Source organism: Streptomyces sp. NBC_01474 (genome assembly GCF_035918215.1).
Taxonomy (GTDB): Bacteria; Actinomycetota; Actinomycetes; order Streptomycetales; family Streptomycetaceae; genus Streptomyces; species Streptomyces aureus.
On record NZ_CP109449.1, the window covers coordinates 4,723,467 to 4,750,402 of the forward strand.

Consider the following 26,936-nt stretch of genomic DNA (forward strand, 5'->3'; position numbering starts at 1 on the left):
TCCCGTGCCCTTTCCTTTGCGGCACACCCGTTTCCCGTGCGGTATTGCTCTCGAGCACGTAATGCGGGCATGCCGAACTTCCGGACGGGTTTTCCGTCCGGACGACTGTTGTGCGCCCCTGGGGAAGGTCGGCTGCTGGGCAGGGCGGATTGGCCGACGTAAGTCCGGAAGACCCCTGGCCGAAGAGGTCTTCCGGGCATGCGTCGGTCGGTTTCTGGCTTTCTCCTTCACGGGCGGAAGATTTCTAATCAGTTGCGCATGGCCATGTCAACAGAGCGAATCAATCGGGCAATTGACTCTCCCCGGGGCGGATCATCCGCAGATGATCTGGACCCGGCACTCGCTGCGCACGAGCCGTCGCCCGTGAAGCCGGCGTGGCCACCGACCTCGGCGGCATCGCGATCACCGGTGTGTCCGTGCCGTGGAGGGCTGAGCCGTCGCCCGCGACTGGTCACGCTCGCCGTCCCGAAAGGGATAAACGTCGGCGGGGTTTCTATTCATCGAAACGGTGGCGGGTCAGCTGCAGGCATCTTTCGGGTCGTTCCGTGGGGTGTTGCGAGGGGTGCTGTGCGTAAGTTTGAGCCTCGTCCCATTCGCCCGCTTGTTCCGGACACTGGAACGGCCGCTCCCGCATGCGGTATAACCGCCCGGTTCTCCGCCGAGCGCGACGCATTCGCGCGAGGAATGTTCGCCTCACGAAAGCCAGGCCCATGCCATCGCCCGAACAGTCAGAGCCGACCGAACCCACCGACACGGCCGAAACGACCACGGAAGAAGCCGAGGCGCCCGACGAATCCGCGGGCACCAAGGACACCGAGGGAGCGAAGGAGGCGAAGCCCTCGGGCGAGTCAGGGAACGCCGACGAAGCCAAGAGTGGCAAGGGAGTTGACCGGCGCGGCATAGCCGTTTGTGGTGTTCTCGTCGCCGCCTGTGCCGGACTCGTGCTCTACGGAGTGCTCGACACGGACGAGAAGCCCGAGCGTCACGTCCCCACCGCCTCCGTGACGTACGAGGTCAGTGGCGAAGGCACCGCCGATCTCACCTGGCAGGCCCGCAGCGAGTCCGGCAAGGCCGTCGCCGCGCACGGCGTCACGCTGCCCTGGAAGAAGACCGTGCGTGTGCCGCTCGGAAAGCCGCCCATCGTGACCATCACGCTCGGCGAGAAGGGCGGTCGGGCAAGCTGCCAGCTCGCCATCCGCGGCAAGCACGTCCAAACAGCCACCGCCTACGGCAAGTTCGGCCGCGCCACGTGTCAGGGCGAGCTGCCCGAGCCCGAGGTCTCCGAGTCCCCGGCGAGCGCGCAGGGAGAGCAGTGATGTACCCGAGTCTCGGCCGCCAGGCCGCCCGTACCGCGCTCGCCGCCGCCATCGTGCTCAGCGTCGTCTCCCTGTCGGGGCGGGCGCACCCCGCCGCCGCGCAGGCCGCCGTGCACAAGGGAGCCGTCCACACCGTCGCCGTACCGGACGGGACCGCCCCCGGCAGGGGCGTCCTCGCCGCCCGTTCGACCGAGGCGTTCAGCATGCTCAGGGCACCGGGACGGCGTGGCTGACCTCGCGATCGGCGCCGAGGGCGAGAACGCGGGCGACGGAACGATCATGGCCCTGAGCGCGGGGGCGGGCGCCGCCTACGGCCTCACCGCGCTCGGATCCCCCGCGGGGACCGGCATCGGCGGCCGACCGAACGACTGGTCAGGTGATGTACAGCACACCAGGGCAACCAGTGACGTTTGTCGTTGGTCTACCGCTGAATAGAACGCTACCCGTGTGACGGGTGAGGCATTTGTGAACATTCTCTGAACTTCTTCAAGGGGTGGGGCAATTGGGGCCGCGAATTTCGCGTGCGCGCAGATCTCATGCGTACAAACCGCTGAGTCTCAAGCGCAGGGCCTGGGTGACGATGGGTGCCGTCGTCCTCGGCGGCGCGGGTGTGGTGACGTACGCCGTCGCCAGCCCGGAGGCGTCCGGTGGTTCCAGCCCCTCCGCGACGACTCCGCGGCCGGTCAAGGTGCGCTCCGCCGAACTGAAGGCCGACGGCAGCACCAGGCGGGAGCTCCCGCGCACCGGCACGGAGCCGTTCTCGCTGGTCGGCGTCACCTGGGACAAGCAGAGCGCCGAGCTCAAGGGCACCGCCCAGGTCCGCACGCGCAGCAGCGTGACCGGGAAGTGGACCGACTGGGTGTCCGTGAACACGGACTCGCACCTGCCCGACCCCGACACCGCCGAGAGCAAGAACGGCGTGCGGGGCATGTCCGAGTCCCGGTGGGTCGGGCCCTCGGACGGCGTCGAGGCGCGCGTGGTCGCCGCCGACGGGTCGTCGACCGCACTGCCCAAGGGGCTCACCCTGGCGATGGTCGACCCGGGTGTCACCTCCAAGGAAGCGAAGGCGGCCAAGGCATCCGTCGCTGCCGGTGGGCCGCAGAACGCGGCGTACACCACCGACCTCGACGAGTCCCCCTCGCCGTCTCCCTCGGACTCCGCCCTGGAGAACCCCTCGCCGTCGGCGTCGCCCAGTGATTCGGCTCCGGCCGCCTCGCCGAGTCCGTCGGACTCCGCCTCGGCGAGCGCGAGCGTGAGCCCCAGCCCGTCGCCGACGCCCACCAAGCCCCCGGCCCCGCCCTCGACGGTGAAGCAGCCGCCGATCATCATGCGGTCGGAGTGGAAGCCGGACACCTCTCTCGCGGTCAACTACAGCCCGCCGGAGTACATCGACAAGATCCAGGCCGTCTTCATCCACCACACCGTGGACGCGAACGACTACAGCTGCGCCGACTCGGCCAAGCTGATCCGCGCCGACTACGCGTACCACGTGAAGCCGGCGCCGGACGGCAACGGCTGGAAGGACATCGGCTACAACTTCCTGGTCGACAAGTGCGGCCAGATATTCGAGGGCCGCGAGGGCGGCATCGACGAGCCCGTCCTCGGCGCGCACACGTACGGCTTCAACTCGTACTCGACCGGCATCGCGGTCCTCGGCAACTTCGTGAACTCCAAGCCCTCGCGGGCCGCGATGGAGTCCGCCGCACGCGTCGCCGCGTACAAGCTCGGCCAGTACGGCGTCGACCCGAACGGCTCGGTGAACCTCGTCGCCGCCGGTGACACCGGCGTCTACAAGACCGGCGAGACCGCGACCCTGCGGACCATCTCCGGCCACCAGGACGCGTACGCCACCGAGTGCCCGGGCAAGCAGCTCGAGGACCGGCTCGGCACGATCCGCTCCTTCGCCGCCGGCGCGGGCCGCAGCTCCGCCATCCCCACCGCCGACGTGAACCGCGACGGCATCAGCGACCTCGTCACCGGCCTGCCCAGCGCCTCCAGCGGCGGCCGCGTCGTCGTCGTGCCGGGCGGCGCGAGCGGCCCCGACAGCACCAAGAAGATCTCGCTCACACAGTCCAGCCCGGGCGTGCCCGGCGCCGGTGAGGCCGGCGACCAGTGGGGCGCCGCCGTGGCCACCGGCGACATCAACGGCGACGGCTACGCCGACCTCGCGATCGGCCAGCCCGGCGAGGACGACACCTCCTCGCACGCCGACCGCGGCGCCGTCACCATCCTGTACGGCCCCGCCTTCACCACCGGCGCGCAGATGAACCTCGACGAGGGCTTCTACGCGAACGGCGCCAAGTACGGCTCCGCCGTGGCGGTCGGCGACTTCAACGCCGACGGCAACGCGGACGTCTTCGCGTCCTCCACCGGCACCGGCGGCACCTGGACCGCGCGCTACGCCGAGGGCCAGGAGAGCAGCTCCAACATCACCAGCGGTGACACGGCCCTCTCCTACGAGGACGCCACCAGCGGCGACTTCAACAAGGACGGCTACGCGGACGTCGCGCTCAACTACCGCGACTCGACGTCCATCGGCCGGGTCGTCTGGTTCAAGGGCGGCAGGAACGGCCTCACCAAGGCCGGCACCCTCACCGTGAAGGGCGGCCGCGCCGTCGCCGCCGGCGACATCGACGGCAACGGCGTCGACGACATCGTCATCGGCCAGCCCTACACCGCCGAGTCCGGCGCCTACGCGGGCGGCCAGGTCACCGCCGTCTACGGCACCGCGGGCACGGGCCTCACCGCCACGGGTGCCAAGACCATCCACCAGGCGACCAGCGGCGTCCCGGGCGCGGCCGAGTCCGGCGACGCCCTCGGCTCGTCCGTCTCGGTCGGCGACTACAACGCCGACGGCTACGCGGACGTCCTGGCCGGCGCCCCGGGCGAGGACATCACCCGCACCAGCAACCGTTCCAACGCGGGTACGTCGCTGCTGTTCAAGGGCTCGGCGACCGGCCTCACCGGCACCGGCGCCCTCGCGATCTCGCAGGACGAGCCCGGCGTCCCCGGCTCCACGGAGACCGAGGACAAACTGGGCTCCGCCGTCTCCCTCACCGACCTGACCGGCTTCGGCCGCGCGGACCTGGTGATCGGCGCGGCGGGCGAGGACGCCGGCAACGGCACGCTCCTGTACGTCCCGAGCAACAGCACGGGGCTCGGCCTCTCGACGTCCAAGTACTACGGACTGACGCAGCTCGGCACCGCGACGGGCAACCACCTGGGCACCACGCTGGCCCCGTAGCCACACCCGCACAACCTCTCGCCGCGCGGCTCCCGACACTCCCGGGAACCGCGCGGCGAGAGTCGTTTCGGCCCTGGCAGCCCTGGCACAGCCCTGTCTGCTTTGTGCCCGCACTTGCGTCGCCGCGCCCGGATGGGTTACTCACTACCTTCCACGGAAGCGGACCCGACCGCAGGAGGGGGCGGCCGGGCCCGGTTCCGTTCGGGTCCGTTCAGGTCCGTGCGTCGGATCCGTGCGCTCAGACTCCGGCGGCGTTCTCCTCGAACGACACCGCCACGAGCCGGTCGCTGAACCGCTCGGAGTTCTTGATCCCCGCGACCAGGGCGCGCTGCGCGGAGACCGCCTTGTCGGTGAGGGTGACCGTGACCACGGGACAGTCCTCGATCTGGTTGGTGTGATCGGGCACGCACTGGCCGATGTCCGCCCGCGTGTGGCCCGGGCAGACCGCCCGTCCGGGCAGCTCGACCTCCAGATCCAGGTTCCCGACGTCCGTGAAGCGGTAGACGCCCGAAGCCGGCGGGACAGGCCGCTGCTTCACCCCCTTCGTCACCTTCGCCGTCAGCCCCCGCGCCGACGCGATGCGGCCCTCGCCGTGCGGCCCGTACACGTCGACCGTGATCCGCCGCTCGCCCACCGGCGCGGTCAGCGTCAGCGGCCGCGGTCCCGGGTCGATGACCGCGCTGACCGTGAAGGCGGGCGGACCGTCGAAGCGCGGCCCCGAACTCGAGTACCCGTAAGAGGTGAGCACGAGCGCGGGCGCGGGCGCCTGCTCACCCTCTCCACGCGGCGCGGGCCTCACAGGACCCGGCGCACCGCACCCGGACAGCGCCGCCGTGCCGCCATAGGGCAGCGCGATATCCTCCAACACCCCTGGTACGACGCGGAGCCGGCCCGTCGGATCGTCCGGTATGCCCCGGTGCGCGGCCAGCGCGACGAGTGCCGCCGCCACCGGCAGCGCGATCGCCGCCCACGCCCGCGGGGAGGGCCCGGAGATTCCGTGCATCAGACGCGGCCCCGCGCCCGCCGCGACACGACGGCCCGCAGGATGCGCCGGCCCTCCGTCGACACGTCGAGCGCCTGGCGCAGGCCGCCCGCGCCCCGGCCCGCGAGCAGCTCAAGGATCCTGACCTGACGCCGCAGTTCGGCCGCCACCAGCGGGGACATGCCGTCCGTGCGGCCCTCGCGCCGGGACCGTACCGAGCCCGCGCCGTCCTCCATCGTGTCCAGCATGCGGTGGATCTGGAGCGCGCCGACCGAACAGGCGTCGGCCCACTCGCGCAGGGCGGGCGCAGACGGGGTGCCCGGCACGGCGGCCAGCATGCGCCGGGCGAGCACCGACGCCTCGTCCACGTCGTCGTCCGGCCCGGCCTGGAACGCGGCCCGCGCCTGCGCCAGGCATTCGCCCCACTCCGGACCGCCCTCGGCGAGGCTTCCCCACAGCGGGCGCAGCGCCTCGTCGTCCTCGGCGCCCAGCAGCGGCACGCAGCGGTCGAGGCAGGCGAGACCGCTGGCCGCGAGACCCCGCTCGTCGGCCTGCGCGATCAGCTCCACCAGGCTCATGACGTACGCCCTTTCCCCTGCCGACACGGCATTTCGTCCCTACTGGGCTCTACTGCGTGCCGGGGCGCAGGAACGTCACAGCGGCGCGACGCCGAGCCGGTCCAGGAAGCGGAAGAAGAGCGGCTCGGCGAACGGGTCGGGATCCTGGCCCAGGACGTCGGCGAGCGGACCCTGCGCGACGGTGCGGCCGCACTCCTGCGCCCACGCGACCGCGCGCCGCGCGGCGTCCGCGGGCTCCAGGAAGTAGTCCTCCAGGGTCAGTTCGTCCGCGGAGAGGTATCCGGCCATGGCGTCGCGCGCCAGACAGGTGGTCCACGCGCCGCTCTCCGGCGCGGCCGCCTCGATGACGACGCAATCGCTGTCCATGACGTAGCCGAACAGGGCGGGCGCGCCGGTCTCGGCGGCCAGCGCGTTCATGCTGCCGACGTCGTGGCGCCGCTCCCCGCCGTCCGGGCACTCCCAGACCTGCCAGCCGTCGGCCCGCCGTTCCAGAAGCGTGAGCGCGTCGCGCGCCCCGCCCAGCGCGTCGAGCTCGACGAGCGGCCGCTCGCTCTTGGCCACGACGTAATAGCCCCAGTAACCCATGCCGGTGTCCCCCCGGTGCCTTCGAAAGCGGCTGATCTCGGCTCGGGCCGAATACACCACAGCCATACGTGGCTCCGCCACCGAAAACGCAGATCCGGCGATTACGCCGCCACCGCACTGTCCACTGCTCAGCCGCGGAAACCGACTGCTCAGCCGCTCAGGACCCCAGCCGGTTCGCGAGCGCCACGAACTGGGGCCACGTGAGCGGGGGCTTGCCCGGGTACCAGAGCTTCTGGATCGTGGCCCGCAGCGGCATGCGGATCCCCTGCGCGACCTCTGCCTGCGTCTGCGAGTTCGCCAGGTCGCTCCACACGGCGAACGTGCCGCCCAGGATCTGGCTGTCGTACTTCGCGGGCACCGGCGTCGTGCCGCGCACGACGAGCGGGGTCCAGCTCTCGTAGATCCGCTGCCCGGTCGGGTACAGGAAGTTGTTGGGCTGACCGAGGACGTAGTAGAGGTACTCGTCGTTGTAGTTGGTCATCTTGCGGCCCTCGGCCAGGTACTCCTCCGGCGGGCGCGCCCCGATCTCCCTGCCCGTCCAGTAGGCGACCTCCAGGCTCTTGTCGGCCTTGACGACACCGCCCCGGAAGAACCCGTCGTTCCACGCCTTGAGGGAGCGGTTGAACGGCTTCATCGTGGCGACCCGGTCGTTCAGCCAGCCCGTCGTGAGGTCCTCGACCGTCGCGTTCGGCCCGTACTTCTTCTTGGCGGCGGCCGCGAGCTGCGGGAAGGACGCCTCGGGGTTCTTCACCGTCAGGGCCTGGTACTCGTCGCCGCCCAGGTGCCAGAAGGCGCCGGGGAAGAGGGGGGCGTACTCACGCAGCAGATCGTCGACGATCTTCGCCGACCCGGGGTTCGAGATGTCGACGGCGCCGCGCGTCGCGACCCCGGCGGTGTTCCGCAGCTGGAGGTCGGGGTGCGCCCGGATCACCGCGCCGAGGTGTCCCGGCGAGTCGATCTCGGGGATCACGGTGATGTGCCGCTCGGCGGCGAGCGAGACGATCTCGCGGACCTGCGCCTTGGTCAGGTGGTCGGGCGAGACGATCTCGGGGTGCGAGTCCGACTGGATACGGAAGGCCTGGTCGTCGGAGAAGTGCAGACCGAACTGGTTGTACTTCAGGTCGCCGATCTCCCGGATCCGGTCCTTGATCCAGCCGACGGTGAAGGGCTTGCGCGCGATGTCCAGCATGAACCCGCGCTGCGGCTTCGCCGGCGCGTCCTTCACCACGCCCTCCGGCGCGGTCCCCCCGCCGTGCACCTCCTGCTTGAGCGTGCGCGTGCCGTAGAAGACACCCGCGTCCCCCGGCCCCACGATCCGCACCCGGCCGCTCTTCACGGTCATCGTGTACGACTCCGGGTTCCCGCTCCCGCCGAGCGCCAGCTCCACGTCACCGGCGCCTGCCTTGACCTCGCCCGCGTACTTCAGCCTCAGCTCGTCGGCGATGAGCTTGCCCTCGTCGGAGAGCCTCGCGTCCCCGATGACGACCCGGCCGCTGGTGGGGCGCCACCCGGGGCCGCGCGCCGGAGTGTGCTCGCGCACGGAGGGGATGGTCTGCGGGGTCGTCGACAGGGGGTACGACTTCGAGGGCGAGGGCTCCGCCGAGGCCGGGGTGGAGGAGGCGGACTTTCCGTCGGAGGGGCGCTCGGCACGGGTGGCGCCGGCGCCGGCCCCGTCACCGGCGCAGCCGACGAGGAGCATGGTCAGCGCGACCGTCCCCGCCGTGACGACTCCCGCGCCGACCCTCGATCGACTCCGCGTACCCATCAGTGACCGTCCTCCGGTTTCGACAGCAACCCCGACATCGAATTCCGCGTCCTAAGAGGCGACCGTATGGCCCGGCTCCCCCGATCTCCCGTCCACCACACGCCCCGGAACTCTCCCGTCCGGGTGAAATCGGTGCATCCACCAGACAGCTCCTGACCCGGATCGCTAGCGTGTACGCACATCCGCCACACCCTCATCACATGTCCCGTGACACTCCTGACTCACGTCTCGTCCCAGTGTCAGCCCAGTCACGTCCCACGTCTCGCCGAGGAGCGCACGCTGCCTTCGCACCGTTTCTCCCGCCTCCCCGGGCATGCCCCCATACCGGTGCAGTCCCCACCAGGGCCTTCGTCACCCGTGCAGTCGTCCCCGCACGGCCTCACGCGGTTCAACACGCTGCCCGCGGTCGAGGCCGAGCGCGCGCTCCTGAGCTGCTGCGGTTCACTCCACTGGGCCCGCCGCCTCGTGGCACACCGGCCCTACCCGGACCTCGGCGCGCTGCTCGCCGCCGCCGACGAGGCTGTCTATGACTTCGCGCCGGCCGACCTCGACGAGGCCCTGTCCCGCGAGACGCTCCCCCTGCCGCCGCACGGCTCGTACTCCGTCGCCCACACCGCGCTCGGCGCCGCGCACAGCGCGTACGAGAGCCGCTTCGGCCACGCGTTCGTGATCTGCCTCGACGGCTACGGGCCCGACGAGGCCCTCGACCAGCTCCTGGCCGGAATCCGGTCACGCCTTGGCAACGATCCCGAGGAGGAGCGCGTCCTGTCCTGGGACGAGCTGCGCCGACTCGCCCGGGGGCGACTCGCCCGGTTCGTACGGTCGCTGGAAGCCCGGACAGAGCCCCAGGAAGCGATAGACCCGCAGGAACCAGCGGATTCCGGGCGCCCCGACAGCTCGTCCGATAGCCCGTACGTGGCTGTTTGATTGCCTGTTTGATCACACCGGCGGCCCCCGGGCGAGCGAGCCGACAACTCGTCGATACGATGACGAGCGGCCGGTGGACCGTACCCGGCCGGGCCCGACCGACACTGAAGCCGGCGCGGCCCCAATCCCCGCTCCCGGAGGGTTCTTCCGTGCCGGCTGGAACGCTGTACCGCGGCCGGGAAGGCATGTGGTCGTGGGTGGCTCATCGAGTCACCGGTGTCCTCATTTTCTTCTTCCTGTTCGTACACGTCCTGGACACCGCTCTCGTCCGCGTCTCCCCCGAGTCGTACGACGACGTCGTTTCCACCTACAAGACGCCGATCGTCGCGCTCCTCGAGTACGGCCTCGTCGCCGCCATCCTCTTCCACGCGCTCAACGGCCTGCGTGTCATCGCCGTCGACTTCTGGTCGAAGGGTCCCCGCTACCAGAAGCAGATGCTCTGGACCGTCGTCGGCATCTGGGTCGTGCTGATGGTGGGCGCGCTGTACCCGGTCCTCGGCCACGCCGTCCGTGAACTCTTCGGGAGCTGACGCCAGACATGTCTGCTGACACCACCCCTGCGAAGACGCCCGGCGTCGGCCCCGTCGAGGGCGTCGCCGTCTACGACGTCGACCACCCGGCGCCCTTCATCGAGGCCCCCCGCAAGCGCACCTCGAAGACCCCGCGCTCGACGCGCGGCAACTTCGAGATGGCCGCATGGCTCTTCATGCGCCTGTCCGGCGTCGTCCTCGTCGTCCTGGTCCTCGGCCACCTGCTCATCCAGCTCGTCCTCGACGGCGGCGTGAGCAAGATCGGCTTCGCGTTCGTCGCGGGCCGCTGGGCCTCGCCGTTCTGGCAGGGCTGGGACCTCCTGATGCTGTGGCTCGCGATGCTGCACGGCGCGAACGGCCTGCGTACGGTCATCAACGACTACGCCGAACGCCCGAACACGCGCCTGTGGCTGAAGGGCCTCCTGTACACCGCCACGGTGTTCACGATCCTGCTGGGCACGCTGGTGATCTTCACCTTCGACCCGAACATCCGATAGGCACGGGGCTGAGGTAACCACTCATGAAGATCCACAAGTACGACACCGTCATCGTCGGCGCCGGTGGCGCGGGCATGCGCGCGGCCATCGAGTCGACGAAGCGCAGCCGCACCGCCGTCCTGACGAAGCTCTACCCCACCCGCTCCCACACCGGCGCGGCGCAGGGCGGCATGGCCGCCGCGCTCGCCAACGTGGAAGAGGACAACTGGGAGTGGCACACCTTCGACACGATCAAGGGCGGTGACTACCTGGTCGACCAGGACGCCGCCGAGATCCTCGCGAAGGAGGCCATCGACTCCGTCCTCGACCTGGAGAAGATGGGCCTGCCGTTCAACCGCACCCCGGACGGCACCATCGACCAGCGCCGCTTCGGCGGCCACTCGCGCAACCACGGCGAGGCCCCGGTCCGCCGGTCCTGCTACGCCGCGGACCGCACCGGCCACATGATCCTCCAGACGCTGTACCAGAACTGCGTGAAGGAGGGCGTGGAGTTCTTCAACGAGTTCTACGTCCTGGACCAGCTCCTCGTCGAGGTCGACGGCGTCAAGCGCTCGGCCGGTGTCGTCGCGTACGAACTGGCGACCGGCGAGATCCACGTCTTCCAGGCCAAGTCGGTCATCTACGCCTCGGGCGGCACCGGCAAGTTCTTCAAGGTGACGTCGAACGCGCACACCCTGACCGGTGACGGCCAGGCGGCCTGCTACCGGCGCGGTCTGCCGCTGGAGGACATGGAGTTCTTCCAGTTCCACCCGACCGGCATCTGGCGCATGGGCATCCTTCTCACGGAGGGCGCCCGCGGTGAGGGCGGCATCCTCCGTAACAAGGACGGCGAGCGCTTCATGGAGAAGTACGCGCCCGTCATGAAGGACCTCGCGTCCCGTGACGTCGTGTCCCGCTCCATCTACACGGAGATCCGTGAGGGTCGCGGCTGCGGTCCCGAGGGCGACCACGTCTACCTCGACCTCACGCACCTCCCGCCGGAGCAGCTCGACGCCAAGCTCCCGGACATCACGGAGTTCGCGCGCACCTACCTCGGCATCGAGCCCTACACGGACCCGATCCCGATCCAGCCCACCGCGCACTACGCCATGGGCGGCATCCCGACGAACGTCGAGGGTGAGGTCCTGTCGGACAACACCACCGTCGTCCCCGGTCTGTACGCCGCCGGCGAGGTCGCCTGCGTGTCCGTGCACGGCGCCAACCGCCTCGGCACCAACTCGCTGCTCGACATCAACGTCTTCGGGCGTCGTGCGGGCATCGCGGCCGCCGAGTACTCCGAGAAGGCCGACTACGTCGAGCTGCCCGAGGACCCGGCTTCGATGGTCGTCGAGCAGGTCGAGCGTCTGCGCAACTCCACGGGCACGGAGCGCGTCGCGGTCATCCGCAACGAGCTCCAGGAGTGCATGGACGCCAACGTGATGGTGTTCCGCACCGAGCAGACGATCAAGACGGCCGTCGAGAAGATCGCCGAGCTGCGCGAGCGGTACCAAAACGTCTCGATCCAGGACAAGGGCAAGCGGTTCAACACCGACCTCCTGGAGGCCATCGAGCTGGGCAACCTGCTCGACCTGGCCGAGGTCATGGCGACCTCCGCCCTGGCGCGCAAGGAGTCCCGCGGCGGCCACTACCGCGAGGACTTCCCGAACCGCGACGACGTCAACTTCATGCGCCACACCATGGCGTACCGCGAGGTCGGCGACGACGGCTCCGAGTCCATCCGTCTGGACTACAAGCCGGTCGTCCAGACCCGCTACCAGCCGATGGAGCGTAAGTACTGATGGCTACCCCGACCATGGACAAGCTCGAGGCTCTCGAGGCGGACAACGGCTCGCACCTCATCACGGTCACCTTCCGCATCCGCCGGTTCAACCCGGAGGTGTCCGCGGACGCGGTCTGGGAGGACTTCCAGCTCGACATCGATCCGAAGGAGCGCGTCCTCGACGCCCTCCACAAGATCAAGTGGGAGCTCGACGGCTCGCTGACCTTCCGGCGCTCCTGCGCGCACGGCATCTGCGGCTCGGATGCCATGCGCATCAACGGCCGCAACCGCCTGGCCTGCAAGACGCTGATCAAGGACATCAGCCCGGAGAAGCCGATCACGGTCGAGGCCATCAAGGGCCTCACGGTCCTCAAGGACCTCGTGGTCGACATGGACCCGTTCTTCCAGGCGTACCGGGACGTCATGCCGTTCCTGGTCACGACGGGCAACGAGCCGACGCGCGAGCGTCTGCAGTCCGCCGAGGACCGCGAGCGCTTCGACGACACGACCAAGTGCATCCTGTGCGCCGCGTGCACGTCCTCGTGCCCGGTGTTCTGGAACGACGGCCAGTACTTCGGCCCGGCCGCGATCGTCAACGCGCACCGCTTCATCTTCGACTCGCGTGACGAGGCGGGCGAGCAGCGCCTGGAGATCCTCAACGACAAGGACGGCGTGTGGCGTTGCCGCACGACGTTCAACTGCACGGACGCCTGCCCGCGCGGTATCGAGGTCACCAAGGCGATCCAGGAAGTCAAGCGCGCGCTGATCACGCGCCGCTACTGACCTTCCCGGCGTCACGTCCCTGAGGGCCCCGCTCCCGGTTTCGCACCGGGGGCGGGGCCCTCGGCGCGTCACACGGGCCTGCTGTTACGGGCCTGACGTCACGGGGCGCTCGAAGAACGTCTCCAGGGCCACCGTCGCCTGCGTGCCGCTGACGCCCTCGATCGCGTACAACCGCCGCAGCACGTCCTGGAGTTGCTGCGTCGTCTCCGTGCGCACCTTCACCAGGACCGACGCGCTGCCGGCGATGATGTGCGCCTCCTGGATCTCGGGGATCGCGGCGAACTTCCCGGCCGACCCGCCCATCCACGACGACGACTCGACCATCACGAACGCGAGCACCGCCTGCCCCAGCGCGGCCGGGTCCACGTCGACGGTCGTCCGCCGGATCACGCCCCGCTCGCGCAGCTTGCGCACCCGCTCGTGGGCCGCGCCCGCCGAGAGGCCGACCTCCTTGCCGAGCGCCGCGTACGCCGTCGTCGCGTCGTGCTGGAGCAGCGCGACCAACTTCCGGTCGATGTCATCCACTGTCACTGCGATCCACTCCCGCTCCGCCGACCATGGCGTAACCGTATCTCGTTCTGTCATAGTCCCATACGACAGAATGTCATTCGGTCCAACGTTCTTGGGGGATAACCATGTCTGGCCAGAACCAGCCCAGCGTGTACGAGATTCTGGACGAGCGCTTCCGCACCGGACGGTGCGCCTTCGGGGACGACAGCCTCACCACCCTGCACACCGGCAGCCGTTGGACCGAAGGCCCCGTCTATCTGCCCGCCTGGCGCCAGCTCATCTGGAGCGACATCCCCAACGACCGCCTGCTGCGCTGGGACGAGGCGACCGGCACGGTCAGCCTCTTCCGCGCCCCCGCCGGACACACCAACGGCAACACCCTCGACCGCGAGGGGCGCCTCATCAGCGCCGAACAGGGCGGCCGCCGCGTCACCCGCACCGAGGCCGACGGGCGGATCACCGTCCTCGCCGACCGCTTCGAGGGCAAGCGGCTCAACAGCCCGAACGACGCGGTGGTGCGCTCGGACGGCTCGATCTGGTTCTCCGACCCGGACTTCGGGATCACCAGCGACTACGAGGGCTTCCGCGCCGAGTCCGAGATCGGCGCCAACAACGTCTACCGGATCGACCCCGCCACCGGCGAGGTGCGCCAGGTCGCCGACGGCTTCGGGGCGCCGAACGGGCTCGTCTTCTCACCCGACGAGCGCCAGTTGTACGTCTCCGACACCCGGGCCGGACACATCCGCGTCTTCGACGTGCTCGACGGCGGCGAGAGCCTGAGCGACGGCAAGGTCTTCGCCGAGACCGGCGGCGACGACGGCCGCTTCGACAACATCCGCTTCGACGACGGCGGGCGGCTGTGGGCCGCCGCCATGCACGGCGGTGTGCACTGCTACGACCCCGACGGCACGCGGATCGGCCGCATCAACGTCCCGGAGCCGGTCTCCAACGTCGCGTTCGGCGGCCCCAAGAACAACATCCTCTTCATCACCGCGACGACGTCCCTGTACTGCCTGATGACGTCCGTGACCGGCGCGCCACGTATCCGCCGCTGACGATGTACTGTCCGATTCACCCTGAGCACGGCTAATCTGACGGTATGTCACTTGAGCTTGAGCTGCTCGGCTTCGACAACGTGCTGTTCCCCGTCGGCGATCTCGGCGAGGCGGTCTCCTTCTACGAGCGGGCCGGTTTCCGCGTGAAGTTCCGCCTCGACGAGGCCGGGATCGCCCTCCTCGAAGCCGGCAAGGAGACACCCGGCGTACTGCTGCGCGCGGAGGAGGACTTCGGTCGCCGGCCTCCTCCGTGGCCGGGCCCGCGCGTATGGCTCGAGGTGCGCGACGCCAAGGCGGCGGCCCGCGCGCTGGCGGAGGTCGGGATCCCGCCCATCGATCCGCCGTTCTCCACCTCCACCGGCTACGTCGTGGAGATCGCGGACCCGTGGGGCAACGTCATCGGCCTCACGGACTATCTCAAGCGGCCCGAGTTGGCCCGGAGTTGATGCCCGGGCTCACCGATCCCCGTCGGCCGACCCTCGCTTGAACATGTTCAAAAACAGGTCTACAGTCCTTCTCGACAGCGTTTTTGAACGCGTTCAAGGAGGGGTGGGGAAATGGACCTCACAGTCGTCGCATACGTCGTCTACCTCGTCGTCAGCATCAGCCTGACCGTCTGGGTGGCGCGCACCCTGAGCCATAACGGAAGGGTCTTCCTCGCCGACGTGCTGCACGGGAACGAGAAGCTCGCGGATGCCGTCAACCATCTGCTGGTGGTCGGCTTCTATCTCGTCAACCTCGGCTTCGTGGCGCTCTACCTGAGCGGGGACGACGACATCGCCGACACCCGGGGCATCTTCGAGGCCCTGTCGACGAAGCTCGGCGTGGTGCTCCTGGTGCTGGGGGTCATGCACCTGGGGAACGTGTGGGTGCTCAACAGGATCCGGCGGCGGGGCGTGATGGAGCGGGAGCAGCTGCCGCCCGTTCCCCCGCAGGGCTGGGCCGCGCCGCCGGTGGCCGGGGCGTGACGGCGATGAGCGAGGTCGCGGACCGGGGCACCACGGGGGCCCCGGTCCGCCGGCTCATCCTCCTCTACGACGCCCAGTGCCCGCTCTGCACGTTCCTGCGGAACTGGCTCGCCCGCCAGCGCCAGCTCGTCCCGCTCGACCTGGTGCCGGCCGGGTCCGAAGAGGCCCGGCGCCGCTGCCCCGGGATCGACCACATCTCCACGCTCTCGGAGATCACGCTCGTCGGCGACAGCGGCCAGATCTACCGCGGACCCGCCGCCTGGGTCGTCACCCTGTGGGCACTGTCCGAGTACCGTCCCCTGTCCCACAAGTTCAGCACCCCCGCGGGCGCCCGCCTCGCGCGCGCCGCGGTCCTCGCCGCCGCCAAGTACCGCCAGACCCACCGGGACCAGCAGGTCAGGAAGGCCGGGGGCCGCGCCTACCGCAGGGCGGACGGCTGGGTGTACGACCGCGTCGACGGCTGGACGTACTACGGCCCCGCGGCCTGCGACAGCGGCTGTCACGTGCCCGATTAGGCTCTGAGCGTGCCAGCAGAGAAAGAGACCCCCGAGAGCCCTGCGAAGAGCCCCGCGAAGAGTGAGCAGACGCGGGCGCTGATCCTGGAAACCGCGATGCGGATGTTCCGGGAGCGGGGCTACGACAAGACGACGATGCGGGCCATCGCCAAGGAGGCCGGGGTCTCCGTCGGCAACGCGTACTACTACTTCGCGGGCAAGGAACACCTCATCCAGGGGTTCTACGACCAGATCTCCGCGGAGCACCGGGCGGCCGTGCGGTCCGTGCTCGACCGGGAGACCGACCTGGAGAAGCGGCTCGCCGGGGTGCTGCGCGCCTGGCTGGAGATCGCGGAGCCGTACCACGAGTTCGCGGCCCAGTTCTTCAAGACCGCCGCGGACCCGACCAGCCCGCTCAGCCCCTTCTCGCCCGAGTCGGAGCACGCCCGCGAGACGGCCATCGACGTGCACCGCGAGGTGCTGGCCGGGTCCAGGACGAAGGTTCCGGCCGAACTCGCCGCGATCCTGCCGGAGTTGATGTGGCTCTCCCAGATGGGACTCGTCCTGTACTGGGTGTTCGACAGCTCCGAGGGCCGGGAGCGCAGCCGACGCCTCGCCGAACGGGGGGCCCGCCTGACGACGCGCGGGGTCGCGCTCGCCCGGTTCCGGGTGCTGCGGCCGCTCGTCCTCGAGGTGCACGAGTTGTTCACGGACTTCCTGCCGGGCATGACGGAGGCGTCGACGGCGGCGCGGGAGAAGGGGAAGGGCGACGGGAACGAGAAGGGGCACGGGAACGACCAGGGGAAGGGCTGAGGCGGGGGCTCTTACCTTTGGTTCATGCGCAGCTTGTACGGTCGTCTGATGCCCGGCTCCTCTTCATCGCAACACGTCAGTCGTCGCGCCGCGCTCGCCCTCGGTCTCGGCGCCGCGGCCTCCGTCACCCTGCCAGGACCGCGTGCCGCGGCCGCCGTCTCCGCCATCGGCGGGGAGCGGCTCGGCAGGTCCGGGGTCCAGGTGGCGTCCGGCGCGCCCCGGCTGCCGAAGCTCGCCGCGAAGGCATGGCTCGTCGCCGACCACGACAGCGGCGACGTCCTCGCCTCGTACGCGGCACACCGCGCGCTGCCTCCGGCGTCGACGCTCAAGATGCTGTTCGCGGACACGGTCCTGCCGAAGTTCGGGGGGACCTCGGTCCACAAGGTGACCGCCGCCGATCTCGCGGGGATCCCGTACGGCAGCAGCCTCGTCGGCGTCCAGGCGGGGACCTCGTACACCGTCGAGCAGCTGTGGCAGGGCGTGTTCCTGCGCTCCGGGAACGACGCCGTGCATGTGCTCGCCAGCATGAACGGCGGGGTGGGCGAGACCGTCCGCCAGATGCAGGCCCGCGCGAAGGACCTCCAGGCGAACGACACGCATGTGGTCAGCCCTGACGGCTTCGACCACAAGGGGCAGGTGTCGTCGGCGTACGACCTGACGCTGTTCGCGCGCGCCGGGCTCAAGAACGACGACTTCCGTGGCTACTGCGCCACGAAGACGGCCGACTTCCCCGCCGGGGGCAAGAAGACGTTCCAGATCCAGAACACGGACCGCCTCCTCACCGGGCAGGGCGTGGCCGCGTACCAGGGGCTCATCGGTGTGAAGAACGGCTACACCTCGCACGCCGGCAACACGTTCACCGGCGCGGCGACCCGAGGCGGGCGCACCCTGCTCGTCACCGTCATGCACCCCAAGTCCGGGTACGAGGCGGTGTACGAGGAGACGGCGGCACTGCTCGACTGGGGGTTCGCGGCGGCGGGCAAGGCCGATCCGGTGGGCACGCTGGTCACGCCGCTGAGCGAGCAGCCCAAGGGGGCGGCGGCGAAGCCGCGTGCGGGGGCCGCGGGCGCTCCCGTCGCGGCGACGGCCACGTCTCACACGGACGACTGGGCGTTCGGCGGCTCGGCGGCGGTCGCGGTGCTTGCCGGTGGTGGGCTGCTGGCGCTGCGGCGGCGAGAGCGGGAGCGGCCGAGCAGTCGTCGGCGGCGTCAGGGCTGACGCCGGGCCGGTGGACGCCGGACCCGTGAGCACGGCGCGGCGCCATGGCTGACGCCGAGCCCGGGGCGCCGTGCGACGTCAAGGCTGACGCCGGACCCGTGAGCGCGGTACGGCGCAAGGGCTGACGCCGAGCCCGGGGGCGCGGTGCGGCGTCATGGCTGACGCCGAGCCCGGGGGCGCGGTACGACATCAAGGCTGACGCCAAGCCCGGGGACGCGGTGCGACATCAAAGCTGACGCCGGACCCGTGAGCGCGGTGCGGCGTCATGGCTGACGTTTCTGAGGGGGTGCCCGTCAGGGCCGGCGGCCGGCGGGGCCTGATTCGGCGGCCACCATCACCCGCCGCAGCAGGTCCGAGAGCTGCCTGCGCTCCTTCGCGTCGAGCGCGCCGAGCACCCGGTGCTCCTCGCCGCCGAGCCGCTCCATCGCCTTGCGCCAGATCGCGCGGCCCGCCTCGGTCAGCTCCACGTCGACCCGGCGCCGGTCGGTCCTGGACGGTGTACGCACGACCAGGCCGCGGCGTTCTAGGCCGTCGAGGCGGCCCGTGACCGAGGCCGGGGCGAGGCCCAGGTCCGAGGCGAGTTCCGAGGGCGCCGCGCGTCCGCCGCGCCCCGCGAGCTTGTGCAGCGTGTCGTACTCGAACCGCTCCAACTCCACGTCCACCAAGGCCTGTTCACGGATCTTGCGTAGGTATCGGGTGAGCTCTTCCGCGCGCGTGACCGCACCCTCGATGTCCGGGTCGAGGTCCGGGATGACCGGCAGCCAGCGCGCCAGATGCCCATCGGTCGAGTCGCGTTCCATGGGGGCAGTTTACGGCCAGATCCTTCGGCGCCGGATATTTCGATGCCCGATACTTCGTTGACGAATACTTCGACAACGAAATACATTCGCCCGCATGCCGCGCCCCAGCCTCCACCACCCGTTGTTACGCAACGCCCGCTTCCGCCGCTTCTTCCTCGGCCGCCTCCTCTCCCTGGTCGGCGACGCCGTCATCCCTTCCGCCCTCGCCCTCGCCGTGCTGCACGCCACCGGCTCGGCCTCGGCGCTCGCACTGGTCCTGGGCTGCGCGATGGTGCCGCGGCTCGTGCTCCTCCCCCTCGGCGGCGTGATCGCCGACCGCTTCAACCCGCGCATCGTGGCCCTGACCACCGACCTCGTGCGCTGCGCCGGCCAGCTCTTCGTAGGCATCGAACTCCTCTCCGGAAAGCCGGAGTTGTGGCAGATCGCGGTCGCCGAGGCGATCGGCGGCGCGGCCTCCGCCTTCGCCATGCCGACGCTCGCCTCACTGATCGTCGGCATCGTCGGCGAGAAGGACCGGCAGGCCGCCAACTCCGCGCTCGCCGTGGTGCGCAGCGGCACGCTGGCGGGCGGTCCGGCGCTCGCCGGGCTGCTCGTCCTGACCGCGGGCCCCGGGTGGGCGTTCATCCTGGACGCCGCGTCGTTCGCCGTCAGCGCCGCCCTGCTCGCCACCCTGCGGCTCAGCCGCACCACGACACCCGCCGAGGAACGCCGCTCCCTGCGGTCCGACCTCGTCGAGGGCTGGCACGAGGTCCGCTCACGCGGCTGGTACTGGACGAGCCTGGTCGCCCACGCCACCTGGAACGGCGGGGCAGCCGTGTTCGCCACCCTCGGACCGGCCGTCGCCGTCAAGGAACTCGGCGGCGACGGCGCCTGGATCGTGATCGCCCAGGCGGGCGCCGTCGGCCTGCTCCTCGGATCACTCCTGTCCGGTCGGGCCCGCCCCCGCCGCCCGGTCCTCACGGGCAACCTGGCCCTGACCACGTACGTCCTGCCGCTGGGGCTGCTCGCCCTGCACGCCCCCGCACCGGCGGTCGCCGCCGCGTTCGGCGTCGCCCTGGCCGGTCTCGGCTTCTTCAACCCCCTGTGGGAGACGGCGGTACAAACAGCCGTTCCCGCGGCGGTCCTCGCCCGCGTCACCTCGTACGACTGGCTGCTGTCACTGGCCGCGATGCCCCTCGGCTACGTCCTCGCCCCGCTCGCCGCCGACGCCTGGGGCGAGGCGACCCCACTGTGGATCGCGGCGGCGGCCGTGGGCCTGGCCTGCGTGGCCACGGCGGGGGTGCCCGGCGTACGGCAGTTCACGCTGAACACCCCTACCGACACCCCTGCCGACACCCCTACGGGGAAGGTCAGTTCACCAGACCGGCCCCCTCGTCCGTCAGCTCCACGTCGTACACCAACGGGCCGCTCCCGACCGTGACGTGGTGGGCGCGCGACGCCAGACCGCGCGCCGTCACCGCCAGGATGTACGCCCCCGGCGCGGGCACCGACACGATGTACGAGCCGTCGGCGATGGACGTGACGCGGTCGAGCTGGCGGCCGCCCCTGGAGACCAGGGTCACGGAGGCGCCGGCCAAGGGGTCGCCGTCGGCGGTGCGTAGGAATCCGTGGACGACGGTGGCTCCGCCGGTACCGCTCTTCTCCGGCTCCGCGGTCTTGATGTACTCCGCGGTCTGGACGTGCTCCGCGGTCTGGACGTGCTCAGTGTTCTTGCGGGGCCCGGTGTTCTTGTGGGGTGTGTTCTTGTAGGGCCCGGCCGGGGATTCGGCGGGCGGCTCGGCCGGTTCCACGGCCAGGTGCGGGAGCCGCCCCTCCAGCCATCCCGGCAGCCACCAGTTGGAGCGGCCGAGGAGATGCATCGCCGCCGGGACCAGCGCCGTACGAAGGATGAACGCGTCGAGCGCGACCGCCGCGGCCAGTCCGATGCCCGCCATCGCGCCCTCCATGTCGCCGCTCAGGACGAACGCCGAGAACACGCAGATCATGATGAGGGCCGCGCAGTTGATGACCCGGCTCGTCTCGGCGAGGCCGACGCGCACGGCCCGCGCGTTGTCCCCGGTGTGCACCCACTCCTCATGCATCCGGCTCACCAGGAACACCTGGTAGTCCATCGAGAGGCCGAACAGCAGCGACAGCATGATCACCGGCAGGAACGCGGTGATCGGCCCCTCCTTCCCGATGCCGAGGAACTCCGTCCCCCAGCCCCACTGGAAGACCGCCACCAGGACGCCGAACGACGCGGCGGCCGCGATCAGGTTCATCAGCGCGGCCGTGAGCGGCACGACGAGCGAGCGGAACGCGATCAGGAGCAGCAGGAAGCCGAGCCCGATGATGGCGCCCACGAAGTAGGGCAGCCGCTCGCCGGTCACCGACGCGAAGTCCTTGAAGACGGCCGTCACCCCGCCGACGTGCGCCTCGACACCGGCTTCCGGGATCACGTCGTCACGCAGCCGGTCGATGAGCCGGTCCGTCCCGACGGACTGCGGGGACGTCTTCGGCACGACCTGGATGACGGTGATGCCCCCGGCGGGCGGGGCCGCGGCGGCCTGCGCGACGTCGTCCGTCGCGCGGATCGTCCTGACGAGCTCCGTGGTGTCGGCGCCGCCCGGCACGACGACCTGAAGGGGCCCGTTGAAGCCGGGCCCGAAGCCCTCCGCGAGCAGGTCGTACGCCTGCCGGGTCGTCGTCGACTCCTGGTTGTTGCCCTGATCGGTGGCGCCGAGCCGCAGGGACAGTACGGGCAGCGCGAGCACCGCCATGACCACCAGCGCCATCGCCGCGATCGAGCGCGGGCGTTTTTGCACATACGCCGACCAGCGCGCCGCGGGACCACTCGCCTCGGCGGGGTCGGGCCCCTCCGCCGCGAGCTTCCGCAGCTGCTTGCGGCTGAGGACGCGCCGGCCGAGCAGACCGAGGAGCGCGGGCAGCAGCGTGATCGCCGCCAGGACGCTGAGCACGACCGTCAGGGACGTGGCGATGACGACTCCGTCCAGGAAGCGCAGGTTCATCACCAGCATTCCGGCCAGCGCGATGCACACGGTGCCGCCCGCGAACAGGACCGCGCGCCCCGAAGTGTTGAGGGCGCGCACCGCCGACTCCTCCGGTTCGAGCCCTCGCTGGATGCCGCGCCGGTGCCGGGTGACGATGAAGAGCGCGTAGTCGATGCCGACGCCGAGACCGATCAACGAGCCGAGCAGCGGGGCCACTTCGGGCACGTTCGTCACATGGCTGAGCAGCATCGTCGCCATCATTCCGCTGCCGACACCCATGATCGCCACGACGATCGGAAGCAGCATCGCGAAGAGCGAGCCGAAGGCGAGGAAGAGGACCACGGCCGCCGCCGCGATGCCGACCACCTCGGAGACGCCGGTGGGCGGCTCCTGGATACGGGTGATGGCCTGGCCGCCCAACTCGACCCGCAGGCCGTCGCGTTCGGCGTCCTGAGCCGTGTCGACGACCTTCTGGACGAGGCCCTTGGGGACCCCGTTCGCCTGGTCGGTGAAGGTGATCTGCGCGAAGGCGGTACGGCCGTCGCGGCTGATCTGGGCGGCATTCTTCGCGTCGTAGGGGCCCACGACCTCGCCGACGCCCCGCATCCCGGCGATCTCCTTCAGCGCGGGCTCGATCCGGGACCGTACGGCCGTGTCCGTCACCGACCCCGCGTCGCCGGACGACCGCCACACCACGGTGTCCGTGTCGCCCGAGCTCCGCGGAAACGCCTTCGTCATCAGGTCGTACGCCTGCTTGGAGTCCGTGTCGGGGAGGGAGAACACGTTCGAGTAGTCGGTTCCCGCCGAGGTGCCCGCGGCGCCCAGCCCGAACAGCGCTCCCACCCACAGCACCAGGACCACCAGGCGATGCCGGTAGCACCACCGTGCCAATGCCGTCACGTTTGCCACTCCTTCGGTCTTCCCCCGGGCCTTCCTCGGCCTCAGCATCCGGGGACACGGGCGCACGGCGGGACGGCGCGGCCATGACTCTCAAGGAACTCCAAGGGGGCGAGCAGGGCCGAGCGGGGGCGGGCCCGCCGATACTGGACGTATGAACGCTGGGGGTATGAGTGCTGGGCATGTGAACTCGGGGCCGGTTGGCTCGGGGCACGCGAAGGGCGGGCCGGTGAACTCGGGGCACGCGAACGCCGGTTCCGTGAGCGCCGGGCCCCTAAGTGCGGGGCACTCGAACGCCGGGCCCCTGAGTGCCGGGCCCCTGAGCTCAGGGGCCGTGGACAACGCGGAGCACCCCGTGGGAGCCACCGTGCTCATCGTCGAGGACGAGCCGAGCATCGCCGACGTCCTCGCGATAGCCCTGCGCTACCACCGCTTCGAGGTCATGACCGCGGGCAGCGTCCGCGAGGGCCTCGCCCTCGCCACACGCACACGGCCCGACGCCGCGCTCCTCGACGTGATGCTGCCGGACGGCGACGGCCGGGCGCTCGGGCGCGAACTGCGCGCCCGCAGGCCCGATCTGGCCCTCGTCTTCCTGACCGCGCGCGACGCGCCCGCCGAGATCGTGGGCGCGCTCGGCTTCGGCGACGACTACATCACCAAGCCGTTCAACATCGACGAGGTCGTGGCCCGGCTGGGCGCCGTCCTGCGCCGCACCCGGTCGGCCGACGTCCTGCCCGAACGCCCGCCGCTGCGTTACGGCGACCTCGAACTCGACGAGACGGCCTACACCGTCCACCGCTCGGGCCACACGGTCCAGCTCACGCCCACCGAGTACGCGCTCCTGCGCTTCCTCGTGCGCAACGGCGGCCGCGTCGTGCCCAAGGAACAACTCCTGCGGCACGTATGGCAGTACGAGCACACGGCCGAGTCGACCGTCGTCGAGACGTACATCAGCTACCTGCGGCGCAAACTCGAAGCGCTGGGGCCGCCGTTGATCACTACGCGGCGGGGGGTCGGGTACGGGCTTGCGGGCGGGGCATGAACCGGGTGGGGGGCGCGGGTGAGGGCCTTCGTGGCCGACGCGAGCGGGTCCATGGCCGACGCGGGCAGGCGGCCGGCCGGAGCCGGCGGTTCCACTCCCTGCGCGCCAAGCTCACCCTCGTGAATGTCGCGCTGCTCGCCCTCGGCATCGTCGCCGCGACCGCCGTCAGCCTCATCGGGATGCGCCACTACCTCCTCGAGAACGTCGACGCCGAGCTGACGTCGTCACGTACCTCGCTCCAGCGCACCGGCCTCACCCTCAAACAGATCGAGTCGCTCAGCGAACTGGGCATCGCTCTCGACAAACTCTCCCCCGGGCCCAACTCGACTGACGCAGGCGCGAGTTCACTCCCACGCAACGAGACCGTGTTCGTGGCCGTCGACCGGGCCGGCGAACCCATCCCCGTAGGCACCCTGCGCCCCACCGCCCGCCAGCGCGACCTCGCCTCCGCGGTCGACGACCCGAAGGCGCTCGCCACCGCCGACGAGCCGCACGACGTCACCGTGCACGGCGACCCGTACCGCGCGGTGGGCGCCCGCCTCGCCGACGGCACGACCGTCCTGCTCGCCACCTCGACGGCCAACGTCCAGACCGGCATCCACAAGGCGCTCAGGCTCGACATCGCCCTCGGCACGGGCCTGCTCGCCCTGCTCGCCGTCCTCACGATGATCGGCGTCAGCCACCGGATGCGGCCCCTCGAAGACATGGTCGAGACCGCGTCGGCGATCGCCGACGGAGACCTCGCACGACGCGTGCCGCCGCACCACGACACCGCCCTGGAGGTCGAACAGCTTCGGCTCGCCCTCAACTCCATGCTCCACCAGGTCGAAACGGCTTTCGAGACCCGCGAGCGCAGCTCCGCGCAGCTGCGGCGGTTCGTCGCCGACGCCTCCCACGAACTGCGCACGCCGCTCGCCGCGATCCGCGGCTACCTCCAGCTCTACGACAAGGGGATGCTCCGCGACCCGGCCGAACGCGCCCGCGCCCTGGGCCGCGTCCACGCCGAGGCCGACCGCATGAGCCGACTCGTCGACGAACTCCTCACCCTGGCCCGCCTCGACCAGGGACCCGAACTGCGCCTGCGGAACGTCGACCTGAGCCGACTGGTCCGCGAAGCCGCCGACGACCTGCGCGTGCAGCAGCCGGACCGCCCGGTCCAGGTCGCCGCTGACGGCGCGCTGCTGGTCCGCGCCGACGAGTCGGGCCTGCGCCAGATCCTCGGGAACCTCCTCGCCAACGTACGCACCCACACACCGGAGGACGCCCCGGTCAGCGTCTCGCTCGAACGCGTGGACGGGACGGTGCGGCTGTGCGTGGCCGACGAGGGCCCCGGGCTTGACGAGGAGGACGCGGCACGGATCTTCGACCGCTTCTTCCGGGCGGGCGGGGGAGCCGGCAGCGGTCTGGGCCTGGCGATCGTGCAGGGGGTGGTGTCGGCGCACGGGGGCGAGGTGTCCGTGCGCACGGCTCCGGGGGCGGGGGTGCGGGTGACGGTGGTGCTGCCGGGGGGCGGGGGGCCAGTGGGCTCGGCTGTGGCCGAGGCGGTTTCCCGTGGGTAAGGGTCCCGTGGGTGGGGGTCCCGTGGGTGGGGGTTCCGTGAGTGAGGCCTCGTCGTCGGAGCCGGTCAGATCCAGCCGAGCTGCCACAACCGGAACACCCCGGTCCCGTCCGACAGGTACTGCCCGCCGGTGATGCTCTCCGTACTGAGCACGTACTCCTTGCGCTGCCACAGAGGGATGAGTGGGACGTCGCGCGCGACCGCTTCCTGGAGCTTGCGGAAGTCGCCCATGGTGCGGCTGCGATCCTCGTACTGCTGACTGGCCTGGATCAGGCCGTCGACCTCTTTGCTGCTGTATCCGTTGTGCATGCCGGACCCGGTGCGCACGAGTTGCGCGGTGAACGTGTCCGGATCGGGGAAGTCCGGCAGCCAGCCGACCGCGTACGCGTCGAGTTTCCCGCTCGCGTACCGCCTCTGGAAGTCGGTCCACTCGTAGTAGCGCAGGCTCACCTTGAACAGCCCGCTCGCCTCCAGCTGCCGCTTGATCTCCTTCGCCTCCGCCGCGGACGCGGCGCCGCGCGAGTACGCGAACTCGAAGCGGACCGGCGTCCTCACCCCGGCCTCCTGGAGCAGCGTGCGCGCACGGGCGGCGTCCGGCTTCGGATACGCGTCGAAGAACGCGGTCGTGTGCCCGGTGATGCCGCGTGGGATCACGGAGTAGAGGGAGTCGACGGTGCCTTGGTACGTCGAGGCGACCAGCCGGTCCCGGTCGAGGAGCGTGGCGAGGGCCTGCCGCACCCGGCGGTCGTGCAGCGGGCGGCCCGTCCGGACGTTGAGGACGAGGTTCCGGGTCTCCGCGCTCTCGACCTCGGTGAGCCGCTCCCCCTTGTCGCTCGGCGCGTACGAGGCGAGCAGCGCGGGCGGCAGCTGCCGAGCGGCGACGTCGACCGAACGGGCCTTCCAGGCGGACTCGAGGGCGGCCGAGTCCTTGAAGTAGCGCAGGGTGGTGGGCTCCCCGACGTTCTTGACCGCGCCCTGGTAGCGGGCGTTGGGGACGAGCTTCGCCTGCTTGCCGGGCGTGTACGAGCTGAGGCGGTAGGGGCCGGTGCCGTCGACGCGGGTACGGGTGCGCAGGCTGTGCGCCGGGTACTGGGTGCTGTCGACGATGGAACCGGCGCCCGTGGCGACCTTGAACGGGAACGTCGCGTCGGGCGAGGACAGCCGGAAGGTCACCGTCCGCGCACCGCTCGTCTCGACCTTGCCGAGAGTGTCGAGCAAGCTCGCGGGGCCCACCGGAGAGTTGATGGCCCTGACCCGGTCGAAGGAGAACTTCACGTCCTTGGCCGTCACCGCGCGACCGCTCGGGAACGTCAGCCCGTCACGCAGCTCGCAACGGTAGGTACGCAGCCCCTGGCCGACGAACCCGCAGTGCTTCGCGGCATCCGGCACGGGCGCGGCGCCACCCGCGTCGAACGTCAGGAGTGACTGGAACACGTTGCTGTACAGCGCCCATGATCCGGCGTCGTACGCACCCGCCGGATCGAGCGACGTCACGGCGTCGGTCGTACCGACGGTGATCGTCTTCCCCTGCTCGTCCCGATCCGGAAGAAGCTGCCATGCGCCGACTCCGGCGGCGGCAAGCACCATGAACGTCGCAAAAACCCGCATGCGAATCGACCGCATCG

Annotated in this window: 26 protein-coding genes; 18 read left to right on the forward strand and 8 right to left on the reverse strand. The window is 70.6% G+C overall.

Annotated features, from left to right (window positions below):
* Nucleotides 1-710: 710 nt before the first annotated feature.
* The 4 genes from OG758_RS21565 (at nucleotide 711) to OG758_RS21580 (ending at nucleotide 4,560) form a co-directional block, all read left to right on the forward strand.
* Nucleotides 711-1,316: a hypothetical protein gene (locus OG758_RS21565; protein ID WP_326711510.1), complete on the forward strand. Its 606-nt coding sequence runs from the start codon at nucleotides 711-713 to the stop codon at nucleotides 1,314-1,316.
* Nucleotides 1,316-1,549 carry a hypothetical protein gene (locus tag OG758_RS21570; protein ID WP_326711511.1) on the forward strand — a complete coding sequence of 78 codons (234 nt, stop codon included), beginning with the start codon at nucleotides 1,316-1,318 and terminating at the stop codon, nucleotides 1,547-1,549. The genes OG758_RS21565 and OG758_RS21570 overlap by 1 nt, the downstream gene beginning before the upstream one ends.
* Nucleotides 1,542-1,751, forward strand: a complete 210-nt coding sequence (locus OG758_RS21575; RefSeq protein ID WP_326711512.1) for a hypothetical protein — start codon at nucleotides 1,542-1,544, stop codon at nucleotides 1,749-1,751. The genes OG758_RS21570 and OG758_RS21575 overlap by 8 nt, the downstream gene beginning before the upstream one ends.
* Before the next feature lie 145 nt (nucleotides 1,752-1,896).
* Nucleotides 1,897-4,560: an N-acetylmuramoyl-L-alanine amidase gene (locus OG758_RS21580; RefSeq protein ID WP_326711513.1), complete on the forward strand. Its 2,664-nt coding sequence runs from the start codon at nucleotides 1,897-1,899 to the stop codon at nucleotides 4,558-4,560.
* Nucleotides 4,561-4,798: 238 nt separating this feature from the next.
* Here OG758_RS21580 and OG758_RS21585 read toward each other — a convergent pair whose 3' ends face one another.
* From OG758_RS21585 to OG758_RS21600, 4 genes are all read right to left on the reverse strand, one after another.
* Nucleotides 4,799-5,563 (reverse strand): hypothetical protein, encoded by a 765-nt coding sequence (locus OG758_RS21585; RefSeq protein ID WP_326711514.1) that lies wholly within the window; start codon nucleotides 5,561-5,563, stop codon nucleotides 4,799-4,801.
* Nucleotides 5,563-6,120 carry a hypothetical protein gene (locus OG758_RS21590; protein WP_326711515.1) on the reverse strand — a complete coding sequence of 186 codons (558 nt, stop codon included), beginning with the start codon at nucleotides 6,118-6,120 and terminating at the stop codon, nucleotides 5,563-5,565. The genes OG758_RS21585 and OG758_RS21590 overlap by 1 nt, the downstream gene beginning before the upstream one ends.
* Nucleotides 6,121-6,195: 75 nt before the next feature.
* The gene (locus OG758_RS21595; protein WP_266569233.1) at nucleotides 6,196-6,705 is read right to left on the reverse strand and encodes a hypothetical protein; all 510 of its coding nucleotides are present in this window, start codon (nucleotides 6,703-6,705) and stop codon (nucleotides 6,196-6,198) included.
* 157 nt (nucleotides 6,706-6,862) lie between these two features.
* Nucleotides 6,863-8,470 carry a beta-N-acetylhexosaminidase gene (locus OG758_RS21600; protein WP_326711516.1) on the reverse strand — a complete coding sequence of 536 codons (1,608 nt, stop codon included), beginning with the start codon at nucleotides 8,468-8,470 and terminating at the stop codon, nucleotides 6,863-6,865.
* Nucleotides 8,471-8,827: 357 nt separating this feature from the next.
* Here OG758_RS21600 and OG758_RS21605 point away from each other — a divergent pair, with 357 nt between their 5' ends.
* From OG758_RS21605 to OG758_RS21625, 5 genes are all read left to right on the forward strand, one after another.
* Nucleotides 8,828-9,397 (forward strand): 2-oxo-4-hydroxy-4-carboxy-5-ureidoimidazoline decarboxylase, encoded by a 570-nt coding sequence (locus tag OG758_RS21605; RefSeq protein WP_326711517.1) that lies wholly within the window; start codon nucleotides 8,828-8,830, stop codon nucleotides 9,395-9,397.
* Nucleotides 9,398-9,546: 149 nt separating this feature from the next.
* A complete protein-coding gene (sdhC, locus tag OG758_RS21610) occupies nucleotides 9,547-9,927 on the forward strand; it encodes a succinate dehydrogenase, cytochrome b556 subunit (protein WP_100594758.1) in 381 nt (126 codons plus the stop codon).
* 8 nt (nucleotides 9,928-9,935) lie between these two features.
* Entirely contained in the window at nucleotides 9,936-10,424 is a 489-nt protein-coding gene (locus OG758_RS21615) for a succinate dehydrogenase hydrophobic membrane anchor subunit (protein WP_266560928.1), read from the forward strand.
* Between the two features lie 23 nt (nucleotides 10,425-10,447).
* On the forward strand, nucleotides 10,448-12,202 hold the full coding sequence (sdhA, locus tag OG758_RS21620) for a succinate dehydrogenase flavoprotein subunit (protein WP_326711518.1): 1,755 nt from the start codon (nucleotides 10,448-10,450) through the stop codon (nucleotides 12,200-12,202).
* Nucleotides 12,202-12,966: a succinate dehydrogenase iron-sulfur subunit gene (locus tag OG758_RS21625; protein ID WP_116510811.1), complete on the forward strand. Its 765-nt coding sequence runs from the start codon at nucleotides 12,202-12,204 to the stop codon at nucleotides 12,964-12,966. The genes sdhA and OG758_RS21625 overlap by 1 nt, the downstream gene beginning before the upstream one ends.
* An 84-nt stretch (nucleotides 12,967-13,050) precedes the next feature.
* Here OG758_RS21625 and OG758_RS21630 read toward each other — a convergent pair whose 3' ends face one another.
* Nucleotides 13,051-13,491: an Lrp/AsnC family transcriptional regulator gene (locus OG758_RS21630; protein WP_326715988.1), complete on the reverse strand. Its 441-nt coding sequence runs from the start codon at nucleotides 13,489-13,491 to the stop codon at nucleotides 13,051-13,053.
* Nucleotides 13,492-13,601: 110 nt separating this feature from the next.
* Here OG758_RS21630 and OG758_RS21635 point away from each other — a divergent pair, with 110 nt between their 5' ends.
* The 6 genes from OG758_RS21635 (at nucleotide 13,602) to OG758_RS21660 (ending at nucleotide 18,024) form a co-directional block, all read left to right on the forward strand.
* Nucleotides 13,602-14,531 carry an SMP-30/gluconolactonase/LRE family protein gene (locus OG758_RS21635; protein ID WP_326711519.1) on the forward strand — a complete coding sequence of 310 codons (930 nt, stop codon included), beginning with the start codon at nucleotides 13,602-13,604 and terminating at the stop codon, nucleotides 14,529-14,531.
* A 44-nt stretch (nucleotides 14,532-14,575) separates the two neighbouring features.
* On the forward strand, nucleotides 14,576-14,977 hold the full coding sequence (locus OG758_RS21640) for a VOC family protein (protein WP_326711520.1): 402 nt from the start codon (nucleotides 14,576-14,578) through the stop codon (nucleotides 14,975-14,977).
* Between the two features lie 111 nt (nucleotides 14,978-15,088).
* Complete coding sequence (locus OG758_RS21645) at nucleotides 15,089-15,499, forward strand: hypothetical protein (protein ID WP_326711521.1); 411 nt, start codon at nucleotides 15,089-15,091, stop codon at nucleotides 15,497-15,499.
* A 5-nt stretch (nucleotides 15,500-15,504) separates the two neighbouring features.
* Nucleotides 15,505-16,014 carry a thiol-disulfide oxidoreductase DCC family protein gene (locus OG758_RS21650; protein ID WP_326715989.1) on the forward strand — a complete coding sequence of 170 codons (510 nt, stop codon included), beginning with the start codon at nucleotides 15,505-15,507 and terminating at the stop codon, nucleotides 16,012-16,014.
* 9 nt (nucleotides 16,015-16,023) lie between these two features.
* Entirely contained in the window at nucleotides 16,024-16,806 is a 783-nt protein-coding gene (locus OG758_RS21655; RefSeq protein WP_326711522.1) for a TetR/AcrR family transcriptional regulator, read from the forward strand.
* A 24-nt stretch (nucleotides 16,807-16,830) separates the two neighbouring features.
* A complete protein-coding gene (locus tag OG758_RS21660) occupies nucleotides 16,831-18,024 on the forward strand; it encodes a D-alanyl-D-alanine carboxypeptidase family protein (RefSeq protein WP_326711523.1) in 1,194 nt (397 codons plus the stop codon).
* 293 nt (nucleotides 18,025-18,317) lie between these two features.
* On the opposite strand, the gene OG758_RS21665 is transcribed toward OG758_RS21660, so the two are convergent.
* Nucleotides 18,318-18,824 (reverse strand): MarR family winged helix-turn-helix transcriptional regulator, encoded by a 507-nt coding sequence (locus OG758_RS21665; protein WP_326711524.1) that lies wholly within the window; start codon nucleotides 18,822-18,824, stop codon nucleotides 18,318-18,320.
* Nucleotides 18,825-18,918: 94 nt separating this feature from the next.
* Here OG758_RS21665 and OG758_RS21670 point away from each other — a divergent pair, with 94 nt between their 5' ends.
* Entirely contained in the window at nucleotides 18,919-20,244 is a 1,326-nt protein-coding gene (locus tag OG758_RS21670; protein WP_326711525.1) for an MFS transporter, read from the forward strand.
* On the opposite strand, the gene OG758_RS21675 is transcribed toward OG758_RS21670, so the two are convergent.
* Nucleotides 20,174-22,705 (reverse strand): MMPL family transporter, encoded by a 2,532-nt coding sequence (locus tag OG758_RS21675; RefSeq protein WP_326715990.1) that lies wholly within the window; start codon nucleotides 22,703-22,705, stop codon nucleotides 20,174-20,176. The genes OG758_RS21670 and OG758_RS21675 overlap by 71 nt on opposite strands.
* Nucleotides 22,706-23,078: 373 nt before the next feature.
* Here OG758_RS21675 and OG758_RS21680 point away from each other — a divergent pair, with 373 nt between their 5' ends.
* Both OG758_RS21680 and OG758_RS21685 read left to right on the forward strand, forming a co-directional pair.
* A complete protein-coding gene (locus OG758_RS21680) occupies nucleotides 23,079-23,753 on the forward strand; it encodes a response regulator transcription factor (RefSeq protein WP_326715991.1) in 675 nt (224 codons plus the stop codon).
* On the forward strand, nucleotides 23,750-25,312 hold the full coding sequence (locus OG758_RS21685; RefSeq protein ID WP_327578261.1) for a sensor histidine kinase: 1,563 nt from the start codon (nucleotides 23,750-23,752) through the stop codon (nucleotides 25,310-25,312). Before OG758_RS21680 ends, OG758_RS21685 begins: the two co-directional genes overlap by 4 nt.
* A gap of 65 nt (nucleotides 25,313-25,377) precedes the next feature.
* Here OG758_RS21685 and OG758_RS21690 read toward each other — a convergent pair whose 3' ends face one another.
* Nucleotides 25,378-26,934 (reverse strand): ABC transporter substrate-binding protein, encoded by a 1,557-nt coding sequence (locus OG758_RS21690; RefSeq protein ID WP_326711527.1) that lies wholly within the window; start codon nucleotides 26,932-26,934, stop codon nucleotides 25,378-25,380.
* Between the last annotated feature and the right edge of the window lie 2 nt (nucleotides 26,935-26,936).

What these genes read in the sequence shown, in the direction of transcription:
- OG758_RS21670 (WP_326711525.1), top strand. Translation starts at nt 18,919, where the DNA reads ATGCCGCGCCCCAGCCTCCACCACCCGTTGTTACGCAACGCCCGCTTC.
- OG758_RS21665 (WP_326711524.1), bottom strand. Translation starts at nt 18,824, where the DNA reads ATGGAACGCGACTCGACCGATGGGCATCTGGCGCGCTGGCTGCCGGTC.
- OG758_RS21685 (WP_327578261.1), top strand. Translation starts at nt 23,750, where the DNA reads ATGAACCGGGTGGGGGGCGCGGGTGAGGGCCTTCGTGGCCGACGCGAG.
- OG758_RS21570 (WP_326711511.1), top strand. Translation starts at nt 1,316, where the DNA reads ATGTACCCGAGTCTCGGCCGCCAGGCCGCCCGTACCGCGCTCGCCGCC.
- OG758_RS21650 (WP_326715989.1), top strand. Translation starts at nt 15,505, where the DNA reads ATGAGCGAGGTCGCGGACCGGGGCACCACGGGGGCCCCGGTCCGCCGG.
- OG758_RS21590 (WP_326711515.1), bottom strand. Translation starts at nt 6,120, where the DNA reads ATGAGCCTGGTGGAGCTGATCGCGCAGGCCGACGAGCGGGGTCTCGCG.
- OG758_RS21635 (WP_326711519.1), top strand. Translation starts at nt 13,602, where the DNA reads ATGTCTGGCCAGAACCAGCCCAGCGTGTACGAGATTCTGGACGAGCGC.
- OG758_RS21625 (WP_116510811.1), top strand. Translation starts at nt 12,202, where the DNA reads ATGGCTACCCCGACCATGGACAAGCTCGAGGCTCTCGAGGCGGACAAC.
- OG758_RS21595 (WP_266569233.1), bottom strand. Translation starts at nt 6,705, where the DNA reads ATGGGTTACTGGGGCTATTACGTCGTGGCCAAGAGCGAGCGGCCGCTC.
- OG758_RS21690 (WP_326711527.1), bottom strand. Translation starts at nt 26,934, where the DNA reads ATGCGGTCGATTCGCATGCGGGTTTTTGCGACGTTCATGGTGCTTGCC.
- OG758_RS21660 (WP_326711523.1), top strand. Translation starts at nt 16,831, where the DNA reads ATGCGCAGCTTGTACGGTCGTCTGATGCCCGGCTCCTCTTCATCGCAA.
- OG758_RS21565 (WP_326711510.1), top strand. Translation starts at nt 711, where the DNA reads ATGCCATCGCCCGAACAGTCAGAGCCGACCGAACCCACCGACACGGCC.
- OG758_RS21585 (WP_326711514.1), bottom strand. Translation starts at nt 5,563, where the DNA reads ATGCACGGAATCTCCGGGCCCTCCCCGCGGGCGTGGGCGGCGATCGCG.
- OG758_RS21645 (WP_326711521.1), top strand. Translation starts at nt 15,089, where the DNA reads ATGGACCTCACAGTCGTCGCATACGTCGTCTACCTCGTCGTCAGCATC.
- OG758_RS21600 (WP_326711516.1), bottom strand. Translation starts at nt 8,470, where the DNA reads ATGGGTACGCGGAGTCGATCGAGGGTCGGCGCGGGAGTCGTCACGGCG.
- sdhA (WP_326711518.1), top strand. Translation starts at nt 10,448, where the DNA reads ATGAAGATCCACAAGTACGACACCGTCATCGTCGGCGCCGGTGGCGCG.
- OG758_RS21580 (WP_326711513.1), top strand. Translation starts at nt 1,897, where the DNA reads ATGGGTGCCGTCGTCCTCGGCGGCGCGGGTGTGGTGACGTACGCCGTC.
- OG758_RS21640 (WP_326711520.1), top strand. Translation starts at nt 14,576, where the DNA reads ATGTCACTTGAGCTTGAGCTGCTCGGCTTCGACAACGTGCTGTTCCCC.
- OG758_RS21615 (WP_266560928.1), top strand. Translation starts at nt 9,936, where the DNA reads ATGTCTGCTGACACCACCCCTGCGAAGACGCCCGGCGTCGGCCCCGTC.